Here is a 14,994-nt window from a genome sequence, read left to right as displayed (position 1 = left end):
TGCTATGATTGAGCAAATTTATAAGATGGAAAAGTTACCTTATGTGGTTTAGTAACCTGATTTGTTATCGCTTTAAGCAAGATGTTTCGTACACTCAAGAAGAGTTTGAAAAAGCGTTAGAACAAGATGTATTTCGCCCGTGTGGCTCTCAAGACCTCTCTACATTTGGTTGGACAAAAGCATTTGGTAAGCATGGTGACTCGCTGGCGCATTTTTCACAAAAAAGCATTTTAGTGTGTGCCAAACGTGAAGAAAAAGTGCTACCTGCATCTGTTGTTAATGAAATGGTTGCCGAAAAAGTAGATCAAATAGAAGCGGAAGAAAACCGCCCGGTTAAAAAGAAAGAAAAAGACGAGTTAAAAGAAAACATTTTAACGACCTTATTACCTCAAGCGTTTAAAAAATCAAGCCTGCAGTTTGCCTTTATTGATCAAGAAAACGGGTGGGTTGTAGTAAACAGTGGCAGTTTTAATAAAGCAGAAGAGTTACTTGCATTGCTGCGTAAATCGCTGGGCACTTTACCGGTAGTTCCTGCGTTTGCAAACTACGACCTGGATGTATTTTTAACTGATTGGCTAACTAACTTCAGCACGCCAGAAAACTTTGCTATAGGGTTTGATGCAGAACTCGAAGAAGCCGATGACAGTGGCGCACAGGTTAAACTAAAAGGCCATGATTTATCATGTGATGAAGTTAAATCGCACCTAGAAAATGGTAAACGCGTGACTAAACTTGCGCTTGACTGGCAAGAACGCCTGAAGTTTATGCTGCAAAACGATGGTTCTATCAAGCGTTTAAGCTACTCAGAAACGTTAAAAGAAGAAAACGCCGATATTCCAAAAGAAGATATGGCGGTTAAACTAGATGCTGACTTTATTTTAGCCTCAGAAGAAATCAAGCTACTGCTTGAAGAGCTGACAGCCGGTTTAGGTGATGCAGAAGATTTATAAAACGCTAAAATTATAAGCGCTACTAAAACCAAAAAAGCACGACTCAGTCGTGCTTTTTGCTTTTACCTTTATAACTGCTAATTAGCTAAATGTGTCTTTCACGTTTTCAAGCATGTCGTTGTATTCGTCACTTGAAAATAGCTGCATAGATGGAATAACACCTTTATCTATGTAGGTTTGTAAAGCCGCTGATTTATCAGACACCTGTAATGTTCCCTCTAAAATAGCGCCAATACGAATAAAATCAACATAACCAATCTCTTCAGGGCGATATGTAGGGTCAGCCCAATGCCTAGCAACATTTACAAATTCAGGTGGGAACTCCCACGCGCCCATAATTGAGCCACCAATTTTACCACTGAGTTTTTGAATTGCATGCGCTAAAAAGCTTGGGTTAGCAAACACCTCTGGGTGGCGCTCAGCTTCGGTTAAAATAGGCAGTACACCAATGTTATATACCAACGACGCCAGCGTTATAGAGTCACTATTTAACGATGTGCGTTTATTATTTTGTAAATAAAACGCCATAAGCGTTATTGAGTGCCCCGCCACATTTAGCGTTTTTTGCCACGCTTTACTCATGTAGCCTTTTATTAGCTCATTATTAGAAACAAACAGCTGCTCCATTGCCATTGCGGTTGCTATATTTTTAATTTGGCGTAAGCCAATGCGAGTAACGGCTTGCTGTAAGTTAGATACCTTAACTGTACGACCCATAATTGCGCTGTTGGCAACTTTAATCATGCGCGCTGAAAGAGCTGGGTCTTGGCTAATGACCTCTGACATTTGCATTAGGTTTACATCTGGGTTGTCAGCCGCTTGACGCACTTTAATGGCGACTTCAGGTAAGGTAGGTAAAACCAAAGTATCGTTGTTGATTCTATCAACCAAAATCGTTAATAGTGCATTTTCTGTAGACATAGAACTGTCATCCTTTTGTTTCTGGGCCGCAATGCAACTGCTAACCTCGGATAAAATGAGTAATACAATGAGTAATACAATGGGTAATACAATGAGTATTATCTAACTTACCGATAAAGTTAAGAAAATTATATAAATTAATTGTTATTAATGTGCCTTCATCGCCCTAAGATGCTACACAACGCCAAACACTTGCTATTTACTATTTAGTTTTGTTTTAATGCAGTCACTATAAGGAAACGTTTGTATGCGCTAGCGTTCAGAGTTCGCCCATACAAATAATTAAACTTACTTTTTAACAGGCATTCAAATGATCTTAAACAAAATTAGCCAAGCAATTTTACTCTCTGGCGTCGTTTTTCTTAGTGCATGCTCAGAGCAAGCCCCTTCTTCGACCGAAGCCACAGGTGTAGAACTTGCTCAAAAAAGTGCCGCACAAGCTGGCCCAGAATTAGTTAACATTGATAATCAACGTTTAGATATTTACACCGACTTTAGCCTAGAAGCCGACCTATCTCATTTAAGTGAGAATCAAAAAGCCATGGTAGCTAAGCTTATCGATGCTTCTAAAATTATGGACGAGCTTTTTTGGAAGCAGGCTTTTGGCGATAATAAAGACGCTTTTTTAGCAAAGCTGAGTGATGAAAAAGTACGTAAATTTGCTGATATTAACTACGGCCCATGGGATCGTTTAAATGGTGATGAACCGTTTTTATCAGGTTACAAAGAAAAAGCCCTTGGCGCGCAATTCTACCCAGCCGACATAACAAAAGAAGAACTAAATAATGCCGACGTAGATGATAAAAAAGGCCTTTACTCATTAATCAAACGTGATGAGCAAGGTAATCTTTACAGTGTGCCTTATTCAAAAGAATACGCGCAAGAGTTAGCTAAAGCAGCTGACTTATTACGTGAAGCCAGTAAGCTTGCCGATGATAAAGAATTTGCCAATTACTTAAACCTACGTGCTGATGCACTTCAAAAAGATGATTTTCAGGGTTCTGACTTTGCTTGGATGGACATGAAAAACAACCCTGTTGATGTGGTTATTGGCCCAATTGAAACTTACGAAGATCAACTCTTTGGCTACCGCTCTGCTTATGAGTCGTATGTACTAATTAAAGATTTAAAATGGAGCGAGCGCCTTGCTAAATTTGCGGCCTTTTTACCAGAGCTGCAAAAAGGTTTACCGGTAGATACTAAATATAAGCAAGAAGTGCCAGGCTCAGACGCCGATTTAAATGCTTACGATGTGGTTTACTACGCAGGTCACTCAAATGCGGGCAGCAAAACTATTGCTATTAACTTACCAAACGATGAGCAAGTACAGCTTGAAAAAGGCACTCGTCGCCTGCAGCTTAAAAACGCAATGCGTGCAAAGTTTGATAAAATTTTAGTGCCGATTGCTGAGCAGTTAATTGTACCTGAGCAACGTAAGCATATTACTTTTAACGCCTTTTTTGCCAATACCATGTTCCACGAAGTCGCTCACGGCCTAGGTATTAAAAACACCATTACAAATAAAGGCACTGTGCGCCAATCATTACAAGAGCACGCAAGCGCACTTGAAGAAGGTAAAGCTGATATTTTAGGTTTATACATGGTTGAGCAGTTACTTAAAAAAGGTGAAATTACCGAAGGTACATTAGAAGATTACTACACCACCTTTATGGCGGGTATTTTCCGCTCAGTACGTTTTGGTGCATCAAGCGCACATGGTAAAGCGAACATGATCCGCTTTAACTTTTTTGCTCAAGAAGGCGCCTTTTCTAAAAACGAAGAAGGTTTCTACCGTGTCAATATGGAAAAAATGGGTGTGGCTATGGCTAAACTTTCGCGCTTAATTTTAACATTACAAGGTGACGGCGATTACGAAAAAGTAGATCAGCTAATTGCCACCCATGGCGATATTAAAGAAGAGCTTGCTAAAGACTTAGAAAAACTAAGCCAAGCTAATATCCCTGTAGATGTAACCTTTAAACAAGGTAAAGACGTGTTAGGCCTTAACTAACCCAACACGTAATACTTTGTAATAGATTAATGAAGCGCTGTGGTTTATAACTGCAGCGCTTTTTTTAGCGCTATTATTTGCTCATCTGTGTATGGTTTTGCAGGAAACTTACCCCACACCGGTGCAGGCCATGCAGCGTCAGTTGTAAAACGTGCAATATGATGAATATGTAATTGCGGCACCATGTTACCCAAAGCCGCCACGTTTAGTTTATCAGGGCTAAACACTTGCATAATAAGCTTGCTGAGTTTGGCCGACTCTTTTAAATATACAATTTGATCGCTCTGTGATAAGTCTATGATCTCTTTTAAATTGGCTTTTCTAGGCACCAATACAAACCAAGGGTATTGGCTGTCGTTAAGTAATAGCACTTTACACAAAGGCCAATCTGCCAGTTCTATACAATCGCGCTTAAGCTCTGGGGCAAGTTCAAAAGTGGGAGTTGTCATCATCATATCCTAGTTAGTCTTTAATAATGGCCACTTTATAGCATTTATTTGCAGTTGCACACGCTTAGCTTTACCATTTAATACACTATTTATAATAAGCTAAGGCAATCTTGTGCTAAAAAAAATAAAATACCTAACCCTCGCACTCCCACTTGCTGTTGGTGCACTGAGCGCGCAAGCAAAACCATTATCACTAGAGCGTATTTTTGACGACCCGAGCCTGTCGGGTAAAGCCCCCGTACAACTTAAATTTTCGCCTGACGGTACCCGCGTAACTTACCTGCAAGGCAAAACCGACGATTACAACCGTTATGATTTATGGGAATACAACTTAAAAGATAACACCAACAGAATACTGGTTGATTCTGCAAAGTTATTTTCAGGCCCTGAAAACCTCTCTGATGAAGAAAAAGCACGCCGCGAACGCCAACGTATTTTTGGTAAAGGTATTTTAGAATATAAATGGTCTAAAGACGGTAAAGCCCTGCTATTCCCACTCAATGGTGACTTATATTATTACGAGCTTGCATCTGGTAAAAGTAAAAAGCTTACCAATACAGAAGCGTTTGAAACCGATGCTCGCTTTTCACCTAAAGGTAACTATGTATCGTTTATTCGCGAGCAAAACCTTTACGCTTTAGCACTTGATTCTGGCAAGGAAATTCAACTAAGCAAAGATGGTGGTGGCGTAATTAAAAACGGCATGGCCGAATTTGTAGCACAAGAAGAAATGAGCCGCATGACTGGCTACTGGTGGGCTGGCGATGAATCTAAAATTGCATTTACCCGCGTAGATGAAACCCCAGTAAAAGAAGCCATTCGTAACGAAATATACGCTGACGAAGTAAAGCTATTTAATCAACGCTACCCATTTACGGGCACTGACAATGTTGAAATTCAACTGGGTGTTGTGTCTTTAAATAATCAAAGCGTTGACTGGATTGATTTAGGCGACGATAAAGATATTTACATTGCACGCGCTAAATGGCTAAAAGACAGCAACACCCTTTCGTATCAATGGCAAAATCGCTCACAACATAAGTTAGAACTACGTTTTTATAATAGCGATACTAAAACGCAAAAAGTAGCACTAACAGAAAACAGCGATACGTGGATCAATTTAAACTTTGATCTGCATTTCTTAAAAGACAAAAAGCATTTTGTATGGGCTTCTGAGCGCGATGGTTTTAAGCATCTTTATTTGTACCGCACCAATGGTCAGCTAGTTCGACAAATCACTTCTGGAGACTGGGTTGTTGATAGCTTAAAAGGCGTGGATGAGAAAAAAGGCATAGTGTACTTTGCTGGACGTAAAGACACCCCGCTTGAAAGCCATTTATACAGCGTGCCTCTGTTTAAAAAAGGCAATATTAAGCGCATTACCGAGCAAGGCCAATACCACAAAGTGGTAATGGCTAAAGACAGCAAAACATTCATTGATAATAGCTCATCGGTAAACAAGCCTAACTCGGCAGCACTACGTAAAGTAAATGGCGAATTTATCACATGGCTTGAACAAAATAAGCTCGATGATAGCCACCCATTAACCCCTTATTTAAGTGATTTAGCAACACCTGAGTACGGCACTATCAAAGCAGAAGATGGTCAAGTAATGCATTACCGCTTATTTAAACCAAGTAATATTGCAGACGGTAAAAAGCACCCAGTAATTGTTAACGTATACGGCGGCCCACATGCACAGCGCGTAACAAATAGCTGGCGCAGCAAAAACCTGTACTTTCAATATATGGCGCAGCAAGGTTATGTTATTTTTCAGCTCGATAACCGAGGCTCTTACAACCGCGGTAAAAAGTTTGAAGACGCCATTTACAAACATTTAGGCGTTGTAGAAGTGGCAGACCAAATTAAAGGCGTTGAGTTTTTACGTACGCTTGATTACGTAGACCCACAACGTATTGGTATTTATGGCCACAGCTACGGCGGCTATATGGCTCTTATGACCATGTTTAAAGCCGGTGATTACTTTCAAGCTGGTGTATCAGGTGCACCAGTTACCGACTGGGCACTTTACGACACCCATTACACTGAGCGTTACCTTGGGCACCCAAAAACGAATGCTAAAGGCTACGAAGACAGCGCAGTATTTCCATACGCTGACGGCTTAAAAGGCCCACTAATGATTTACCATGGCATGGCCGATGACAACGTGTTATTTACCCACGCCACTAAATTATTTAAACAACTCCAAGATAACGAAAAACAGTTTGAAATGATGACCTACCCGGGCTCAAAACACAGCCTACGTGGTAAACAGGTGCAAACACATTTACACCAAACCATCACTAACTTCTTTAATCGACATTTTGATGTTAAATAATCATATGACGACTAAATAAACTAAAGGCTGATTGAAAAATCAGCCTTTTTTTGTGTTAATAAGTTATTGAGCCTAGATTAAACGCTTTTTTTAGCTACGCTTACTCTATGCGCAAATGCGTACACTGATTGAGGAAAAGTAAATGCCTAACCTACGTAGTTTTAGTATTTCCCAGCGTTTTTCACTGTTAATCGCCATCGTTATAATTGGGCTTATCATACTTAGTATTTCGAGTTTAACTCATCAATACAGCTCACTTAAACATGAGCAATACATTAAAACACAGCATGTGGTAGAAACAGCATACAGTGTTATAGAGCATTACCACCAGCTTGAACAAAATAACACCCTCACACAAACACAAGCTAAAACACAAGCACTAGAGGCTGTAAAAGCCCTACGCTACGACAAAACCAATTATTTTTGGATAAACGACTACCAACCTGCAATGGTAATGCACCCGATAAAACCTGGGCTTAACGGCAAAGACCTTAGTAATAACAAAGACCCCGATGGCAAGGCACTGTTTGTCGAAATGGTGAGTATTGTAAAGCAACAAAAAGAAGGGGTTATTCCTTATAAGTGGCCAAAGCCAGGAAAAGACCAACCCGTAGATAAAGTCGCATTTGTTAAAGGGTTTAGCCCGTGGCAATGGGTTATAGGCTCTGGCGTATACCTAGACTCAATAGATGCAGCCTTTAGCGAGCAGCGTAATCTAATCATTATCAGTGCCTTAGTAATGATTATTGCTGTCATATTACTAAGCTACTTTATTGGAAAAAGTATACTCACTCCGACTCGCCTTGCTGCACAAATGATGAAAGATATATCGCAAGGCGAAGGTGACTTAACACGTACGCTAAACGAATCTGGCAATGATGAAATATCAGAGCTGTCACGTTCTTTTAATTTATTTGTTTTAAAAATGCGCGAGTCATTAGTGCATGTATCGCACAGTGCAGATGATGTAAGCAGACACGCGCACACGGTGGATGAGTCAAGTAAAACAAGCCACTCCTTCATTGAGCTACAAAACGACAGTTCCACACAAGTAGCCGCCGCCATGGAGCAAATGACGCACCAAATTCATGATGTAAGCCGTAATGCCGAAGCCGCTGAACAAGCAGCCAATGATGCAGCGCACAATGCCTCAACCGGTAAAAACGTGGTGGCCAGTACCATTACTGCCATAGAAACGCTCTCAAGTAATATAGAAACCGTGAGCCAAGTAACCGAAGATTTAGCAAACGAAAGTAACAACATAGGCTCTGTACTCGATGTGATCAGAAGTATATCGGAGCAAACAAATTTACTTGCACTTAATGCTGCTATAGAAGCGGCTCGTGCAGGAGAGCACGGCAGAGGATTTGCAGTTGTTGCCGATGAAGTGCGCACATTAGCGAGCAGAACTGGGCAAAGCACAGATGAAATTCAAACCATGATCACCAAATTGCAAGAAGGCGCTAAAGCGGCAGTAGAGGCCGTAAAATCAAGTCAAGCATTGTCGGTAACCACGGTAGAGCAGGTTTCATCTGCTGATACATCGCTCAATGAAATAGAAAGATTGGTGTCTATAATTACAGACATGAACAGCCAAATAGCTCGTGCCACCGAGCAACAAACACAAGCTGCTGACGAGGTTAATTTACGTATTAACGAGCTATCTCAATCAACCGAGCAGTCGTTAAATAATACCAAGCAGCTTACCGATGCCAGTGACAACCTTAAACAAAGTAGCCAAGGGCTTTCGAGTGTGGTTAATCGCTTTAAATTAAAATAATTAAAAAACAAAAGCCCTGAATTAACAGGGCTTTTTTATTACATAAGCGTTTTTAGCTTATACCATTTCGCATAATTAAGTGATCTATTTTTAGGATGGAAAAACGTGTTGATGGCTAGGCAAAAAAATTGCTATTTAGTTGTTCTAAATGAGAATTTTTTAACACAGATAGCGACACGTTTAGCCCCCAAAAAATGATTAAGTATTATTGCGGATTGGTATTACATACAGTAGCGTGCAAATAAGCTGGTTACCGATGCCGCGGTTGGCTTGCCATGCTGCCAATCTCCGCCTTCAACACCACTACCAGCAATATCCATATGCACATAAGGCAATGGCTGCTCAGAATCGTTACCGTGTTTATCAAGTCCGCCAACAACGGCTAAAAATGCCATAGGGAATTGATGCCCACGAGCTGTAACCGCAGAAGCCGCATTATTACTTGATAAAACATCATCAGCTAAGGTGCGCGGTTTTATAAAGTCGTAATCTTCACGACGAGAGCGAGAAACCTCTGCTGCATCTGCCCATAAATCACCACAATCCGCTATTTGACGAGACGTATTAGCACTGCGTGCTGGGCCGTTTTCAACATATGCACCGTAAGGTCCCATAGCACGTGCCGCATGGCCTGTAAGAGTGGCTACAGTAAATAGAGTTGGGTTAACTTGTGTTTTAGCCAAGTCTTTCATTTCGCTAAGAAGGTCACCCATAGCTAAGCGCCCTTCGGCATCGGTGTTACCAATGCGTACGCGTACGCCTTCACGACTAGTAATTATTTCATCAGGTACAAAACAATCTGAGCCAATTGAATTGCGAACCACCGCTAAATAAGAAATCACTTTAACGCCTTTAGGCTGATAATCAGCAACCGCTTTCATAAAGCCCGCTACAGATGCTGCACCGCCTTTATCGCGGCTCATACCTGCCATGTAACCGCCTACTTTTAAATCGGCGCCGCCGGTGTCGTATACTAAACCTTTACCCACAAACATTAGCGTACGCGTTACTTCACCCTCTGGTACGTACTCTAGTTTTACTATGCGTGGGTGGTGACGCTCAACCGCATAAGATGCGCGCGCAACGGTGCTAAGCATAGGGTAGTTTTTATCTATTGTGTCTATATCGTCAATCACATCAACTGCCACTGTAGAGCCTTTGAAAAGCTCAACACAGTAATCGGCAAAGCGTGGTGGCGCCATACGTTCAGGCTCAGTACCGCATAAATCGCGTGCAGCATATTGGCCTGCAGCAATTGCGTTAACTGCTTTTACTGTTTGCTCACTTGCATCAATTAAACCAATTTGCGTAATTGGCTCAATACTTTCACCGTGGTATTCACGCGCCTCTAAAGGTTGCCATAATGCTTGGCATGCACCTAAATATGCCACCTCTAATGCATGCTGGTAACGCGCATCCGTATGTAATTTAGGTAAATAAATAGCAGGGTTTACACTGCCCGCGGCTTTTGCTTCGTTAATCGCGAGTTTGGCGGCATCAAAGTAGCGTCTTACATCATCGTAATCGCGGTTAAGCGGCCCTGTAGGTGCTAAAACAACGCGTACATTATCAATTACTAAAAACGTAACTTGTTTACCAATACGAGAGTCTACTTTAGCCTGTGATTCAATGGCATCACGTAGTGAGTTATTCGGAAGTTGAGAAAAGTCATCACTAATTATAATAAGTGCATCGTGAGAAAATGCTGCAAAGCTTGCACTGAGTGATTGTGCAGCTATCGCTTGAGGATATGCCATAAGTAAAGCTCCTGTTAGAAAACATAAGGGGCTATTATCGTTGATATAAAAACACAAAACCAGCCACCTGCGATCAGCTCATTTTAATCTGGCAACTTGGTGTTACACTCAAGTACACTCTAATCTAGAATGCTCAATTGTAGATTTAAATTAGGTTCATTTTTAACTCCAACCCCTATGCCTAGTAAACGCACAGGTTGCTGCATACCCCGTTGATACGCTTTTGAAAGTAGCTCAGTAAAAATAGCTGTGTTTAATTGATGATGAGCTTGATCGGCACTGGTCACCACAAAATTTGCAAATTTCACTTTTACGCTTAATTTATTTATACGATTTTGTAGCTGTTGTTTATTAAGACGCGCTGTCAGCTCTTCCAGTAATTTAGGCAACTGATCTAGACACTCTTGTAAGCTATTTTTGTTGTATTCATAAGTATGCTCAACACTGAGTGATTTACGTACTCGCTCGGTTGTTACTTTACCAATGTATTCGCCAGCACATTTTTGATAAAGCGATACACCAAAATTCCCCACATGCTGTTGCATCCAATTAACGCCTTTCTCGCGAACATCTTTACCTGTGTACAATCCTTTTAAATTAAGCTTTTCAAGGGTGACCTTACCCACACCAGGTATTTTACCCAGCGGCAAATTATTTAAAAACGAATCAACTTCATCTGGTAATACAACGAACTGGCCATTGGGTTTGTTTTCATCGCTAGCAATTTTCGCAATAAACTTAATGGGAGCAACGCCTGCAGAGGCAGTGAGACCAGTAGCGTTGAAAATATCGGCTCTAATTTGTTGAGCAATAAGCGTAGCACTACCTTTAAATGCCGAGCTATTGGTGACGTCTAGGTAGGCTTCATCAAGCGACAAAGGCTCTATTAGGTCAGTATAACGTTTAAATACAGCCCGAATTTGCTGAGAAATTTCTTTATAAACAGCCATTCGCCCAGGCACAATAACTAAATCTGGGCATAATTGTTTGGCATGATAGTTAGACATAGCCGAGCGTACACCATATTCGCGCGCTATATAGTTTGCTGTAGAAAGCACGCCTCGGCGACTATTACCACCAATGGCTAAAGGCACATTGGCAAGATTGGGGTTATCGCGCATTTCAACCGCTGCATAAAAGCAGTCCATGTCGATATGAATAAACTTTTTCATTACCACATAACAACTGTTTATTTATACAGCCATTATTAAGGATTCACTTTCATTAAGCAAGGTTAATAAAGCCAGTTAACCTGCTAAAGTTAAATCGCTAGTAAGTTTGGCGTTTAAATTAAGCAAGCTTTATACAGCTTTTAAAACGGCAGCTTAAAGCGATTTTCTTTTTTAAAGCAATGTAGCCAAAAAACAAATTCCAATAAAAACCCCGCAGCTAAAAGCATGATACCGCCTGAAGCATTACCCATAGCGTAGCAAGCAAAAGATGCTATAAAAACTAAACTGGCTAAAGCCCAATTAATTATATTTTGCATGTGTGTTCTCGTGTGTGTGGCCTGTGTTATTTAACTGTAGTCCTAAAAATAAATAGGTACAATCATCTTATAAAAAAACATGGTATTTATTGTCTTGAGCTACAAACACCATATTGATAACCTGATTCATTTAAAACTAAGAGTACACATATATGCAAAGGTTCAAAGAACAGCACCCTATTCATACCGATATCACCGTCGCTTGGGCCGATATGGACGCCCTACAACATGTAAACAACGTGGTGTACTTGCGTTATTTTGAAATTGCGCGCATCGACTTTTTAAATAAAATAAACCAGTTTGATACGATAAAACCAGGTGACGTAGGTCCCGTTATTAGCGAAAACAACATTCGCTACAAGCGCCCTGTAACCTTTCCAGATACTTTAACCGTAGGTATTACAATTTCGGATATAAAAAGCGACCGCTTTATGATGAATTACTCTGTATATAGTCATGCACAGCAAGCTGTTACTACAACAGGCTACTCTCAAGTAGTTATGTTTGACTTTAAAACGGGGCAAAAGGCGGCGATCACTGAGCCATTATTATCGGCATTACACCAATTCGCTTAATTAAATAGTATGCGAGCTGGTATTGATAAGCCACACTCAAGATCTTACACAATTTAAGGATTTTACATGCAATACAGTCCGTTAGGCAGCAGCGGGGTTGATGTTTCAAGAGTATGCCTAGGTAGCATGACTTGGGGTAAACAAAATACCCAACAAGAGGCAGATGAGCAAATAGCCTATGCCTTAGCGCAAGGCGTTAATTTTATTGATACCGCCGAAATGTATGCCGTTCCTCCTTCACCAGACACTTACGGTAAAACAGAGCAAATTATTGGTAACTGGCTAAACCGCAACCAACAAAAACGTGGTGATATTGTATTGGCCACTAAAATTGCGGGCAACGGCTTGTCGTGGGTACGTGATGGCGGCGATATAACACGCAGCGCGGTTATTGAGGCTGTAGATAACTCCCTCAAACGCTTACAAACCGACTACATAGATTTATATCAATTGCACTGGCCTAATCGCTCTACCCCGCATTTTGGCAGGCAGTGGCCAGGTAAACTTACTTTTAGTGACGTAAATACCGAGCAGCAACAAGCTGGCATGCTAGATATTTTAGAAGGCCTTAATGAGTGTGTTAAAGCCGGAAAAATAAAATTTTGTGGTCTTTCAGATGACACGCCATGGGGCATTAGCCAATTTTTAAATTTAGCTAAAGCGCATAACTTACCGCGAATGGTCTCGATTCAGAATGAATTTAGCCTAGCGCATGCTAAAGATTGGCCCTACTTAATTGAGCAATGTATCCATGAAGACATTGCATATTTACCTTGGTCTCCACTTGCAGCGGGCTTGTTAACCGGTAAATATTTAAATGGCGCGCGACCTGCTGGATCGCGTTGGACATTCATGCAGCGAAATGGCATTTTCAGGGATACCCCTAACGCGCAAAAAGCAACGCAGCGCTATGTGGATTTGGCGCATGAAATTGGTATAACACCGGCACAATTAGCCCTTGCGTGGTGTAATCAAGTCGATGGCGTTACTTCATCAATTATTGGGGCGACTAATATGGCGCAATTAAAAGAAGATATTGACGCATTTAACTTAACTTTAAGCAATGACACCCTTGCTGAAATTGGCGCAATTTTTAAAGATTACCCGCAGCCATACTAAAGAAAAATAATAGGCGGTTTAATTACTGCCTATTCCGTTGTTAAATTTGAACATATACAAAGTAAAACTATACTAAAGTTAACTTAAATGGATTATTTTTAGTGAGTTATGCTTAAAAATATAGTTTTATTTTGCGTTGTACTGGGTGGTTTTTCACATTATGGGTACGCTGACAATACACACCCAATTGAAGAAATTGTGTGGTTACAAAGTTACACGCCTCCGTTTCATATAGATAAAGACTCACACGCCCCTCAGGGTGGGATTTGCGATAATCTCACCGAGCAACTCATCCAAACTATTGATGATGTAAAACACACGCGCTTAATTGTGCCGCAAGAGCGAATTAATAAGCACTTAAATGAAGGCGATAATGTGTGCTTTCCGTGTGTGATTCATAAAAAAACAGCTAATGATGCACTACAGTTTTCTACCCCAACAACGGTATACCCGCCCTTTTCGGTTTTAACCACGCAAAAACTGGCAGCAGAAATACAAGCTCAACACGGGAACCCTATTAAACTTATTCATTTATTGTCAGACGAGCAATATGTTTATGGTCAAGCGGCGGCGCGCAAGTTTACAACCAAAATTAATAAAATAATCGAAAATACCACGGTGTACCGTAAAGCATCGCTGAGCTGGAGTAGCGAAAATGAAAGCCAAGCAGTGATTGCTCGATTAAGCCGCGGCTTTATAGATTACACAATAGACTACCCGTTTCTGGGAGATTATTTTGTAAATCACAGTCGATTTAAAAATATCGTCAGTGTACCAATAGAAGAAGACTCTCGAAAATTTGTTTTAGGAGCGATAGGATGTGCTGTAAGAGCGCCAAATAACTTTGCTACCAAAGCGCTTGATAAAATAAATAAAGCGCTAGATAAGCAGGTATTACACTCGCCTGCTTATATAAATAGTCAGCGTTTTTGGTTAGAACAAAGCTTCCCACAGTTTTCTAAGTATTACCAACAGCAAATACTTAACACGACTGAACCTGCCAACGTTGAGATAACAAACACGCCGAATTAGCATATAGGCTAACTGTAAATACACTGTTTGCAGGCACTTCCCCAACGCCTGCAGGTGTTCCGGTCATTATTACATCGCCATTTTCTAAGTGCATAAACTCATTAATTTCACTTAAAATATCTTTAGGCTTGTGTATCATAAATTGTGTATCGCCTTGCTGAGTAACTTTATCGTCAATTTTAAGCTCAAACGTAAACGCCTGCTCAGCATCCGCAATACTTACAAAGGGCGTTAGTAATACCGAGCCGTCAAATGCCTTTGCGCGCTCCCACGGTAACCCTTTATTTTTAAGCTTACTTTGCACAGTACGTTTAGTTAAATCTAACCCTAAACCGACGCCGGCTAACTCATTATTTTTAATAATAAAACACAGCTCAGTTTCAAAATGCAGTGGCTCGTTATTATGCGTAGTAAATAAGGTATCCGTTATGGCACTATTTGGTTTATTAAACAATACCATTTGATCTGGTAGCTCATTATTAAGTTCGGCAATATGCGCGGTGTAATTACGCCCAACACACACTATTTTCGAGGGCGTTAATAACTCACTTTCTAGTTTTATTGACTGCATAA

At 40.7% G+C, this 14,994-nt stretch carries 13 protein-coding genes; 7 read left to right on the top strand and 6 right to left on the bottom strand.

Annotation, left to right across the window (positions count from 1 at the left end; translation table 11 throughout):
* Positions 1-41: 41 nt before the first annotated feature.
* Positions 42-950, top strand: a complete 909-nt coding sequence (gene rdgC, locus CWC17_RS01335) for a recombination-associated protein RdgC (protein WP_004586854.1) — start codon at positions 42-44, stop codon at positions 948-950.
* Between the two features lie 81 nt (positions 951-1,031).
* Here rdgC and CWC17_RS01330 read toward each other — a convergent pair whose 3' ends face one another.
* Positions 1,032-1,871, bottom strand: coding sequence for an HDOD domain-containing protein (locus CWC17_RS01330; protein ID WP_138611892.1), 840 nt, complete (start codon positions 1,869-1,871; stop codon positions 1,032-1,034).
* Between the two features lie 310 nt (positions 1,872-2,181).
* Between CWC17_RS01330 and CWC17_RS01325 the strand changes: the two genes are divergently transcribed.
* Positions 2,182-3,882: a DUF8614 domain-containing protein gene (locus tag CWC17_RS01325; RefSeq protein ID WP_138611891.1), complete on the top strand. Its 1,701-nt coding sequence runs from the start codon at positions 2,182-2,184 to the stop codon at positions 3,880-3,882.
* A 44-nt stretch (positions 3,883-3,926) separates the two neighbouring features.
* Here CWC17_RS01325 and CWC17_RS01320 read toward each other — a convergent pair whose 3' ends face one another.
* Positions 3,927-4,331, bottom strand: coding sequence for an HIT domain-containing protein (locus tag CWC17_RS01320; protein WP_138611890.1), 405 nt, complete (start codon positions 4,329-4,331; stop codon positions 3,927-3,929).
* 112 nt (positions 4,332-4,443) lie between these two features.
* Here CWC17_RS01320 and CWC17_RS01315 point away from each other — a divergent pair, with 112 nt between their 5' ends.
* Positions 4,444-6,669 carry a S9 family peptidase gene (locus tag CWC17_RS01315; protein WP_138540905.1) on the top strand — a complete coding sequence of 742 codons (2,226 nt, stop codon included), beginning with the start codon at positions 4,444-4,446 and terminating at the stop codon, positions 6,667-6,669.
* A 142-nt stretch (positions 6,670-6,811) separates the two neighbouring features.
* Complete coding sequence (locus CWC17_RS01310; protein WP_138540904.1) at positions 6,812-8,449, top strand: methyl-accepting chemotaxis protein; 1,638 nt, start codon at positions 6,812-6,814, stop codon at positions 8,447-8,449.
* Positions 8,450-8,670: 221 nt separating this feature from the next.
* Here CWC17_RS01310 and CWC17_RS01305 read toward each other — a convergent pair whose 3' ends face one another.
* The 3 genes from CWC17_RS01305 to CWC17_RS19325 form a co-directional block, all read right to left on the bottom strand.
* On the bottom strand, positions 8,671-10,206 hold the full coding sequence (locus CWC17_RS01305) for a M17 family metallopeptidase (protein ID WP_138611889.1): 1,536 nt from the start codon (positions 10,204-10,206) through the stop codon (positions 8,671-8,673).
* 119 nt (positions 10,207-10,325) lie between these two features.
* Entirely contained in the window at positions 10,326-11,378 is a 1,053-nt protein-coding gene (gene dinB / locus CWC17_RS01300; RefSeq protein ID WP_138611888.1) for a DNA polymerase IV, read from the bottom strand.
* Between the two features lie 140 nt (positions 11,379-11,518).
* Positions 11,519-11,695 (bottom strand): hypothetical protein, encoded by a 177-nt coding sequence (locus tag CWC17_RS19325; protein WP_171042062.1) that lies wholly within the window; start codon positions 11,693-11,695, stop codon positions 11,519-11,521.
* A 152-nt stretch (positions 11,696-11,847) separates the two neighbouring features.
* Here CWC17_RS19325 and CWC17_RS01295 point away from each other — a divergent pair, with 152 nt between their 5' ends.
* From CWC17_RS01295 to CWC17_RS01285, 3 genes are all read left to right on the top strand, one after another.
* The gene (locus tag CWC17_RS01295; RefSeq protein WP_055018178.1) at positions 11,848-12,270 is read left to right on the top strand and encodes an acyl-CoA thioesterase; all 423 of its coding nucleotides are present in this window, start codon (positions 11,848-11,850) and stop codon (positions 12,268-12,270) included.
* Between the two features lie 66 nt (positions 12,271-12,336).
* Positions 12,337-13,389: an aldo/keto reductase gene (locus CWC17_RS01290; RefSeq protein WP_138611887.1), complete on the top strand. Its 1,053-nt coding sequence runs from the start codon at positions 12,337-12,339 to the stop codon at positions 13,387-13,389.
* A gap of 108 nt (positions 13,390-13,497) precedes the next feature.
* Positions 13,498-14,421: an ABC transporter substrate-binding protein gene (locus CWC17_RS01285; RefSeq protein ID WP_138611886.1), complete on the top strand. Its 924-nt coding sequence runs from the start codon at positions 13,498-13,500 to the stop codon at positions 14,419-14,421.
* On the opposite strand, the gene CWC17_RS01280 is transcribed toward CWC17_RS01285, so the two are convergent.
* Positions 14,372-14,992 (bottom strand): fumarylacetoacetate hydrolase family protein, encoded by a 621-nt coding sequence (locus CWC17_RS01280; RefSeq protein WP_138611885.1) that lies wholly within the window; start codon positions 14,990-14,992, stop codon positions 14,372-14,374. The two genes, CWC17_RS01285 and CWC17_RS01280, sit on opposite strands and share 50 nt — an antisense overlap.
* Positions 14,993-14,994 lie beyond the last annotated feature (2 nt).

Origin of the sequence: Pseudoalteromonas sp. S3785, assembly GCF_005887365.1 — a bacterium.
In the GTDB taxonomy this organism is placed as follows: domain Bacteria; phylum Pseudomonadota; class Gammaproteobacteria; order Enterobacterales; family Alteromonadaceae; genus Pseudoalteromonas.
The sequence above is the reverse complement of the archived record's forward strand: the minus strand, read 5'-3'. Positions and strand labels throughout refer to the sequence as shown.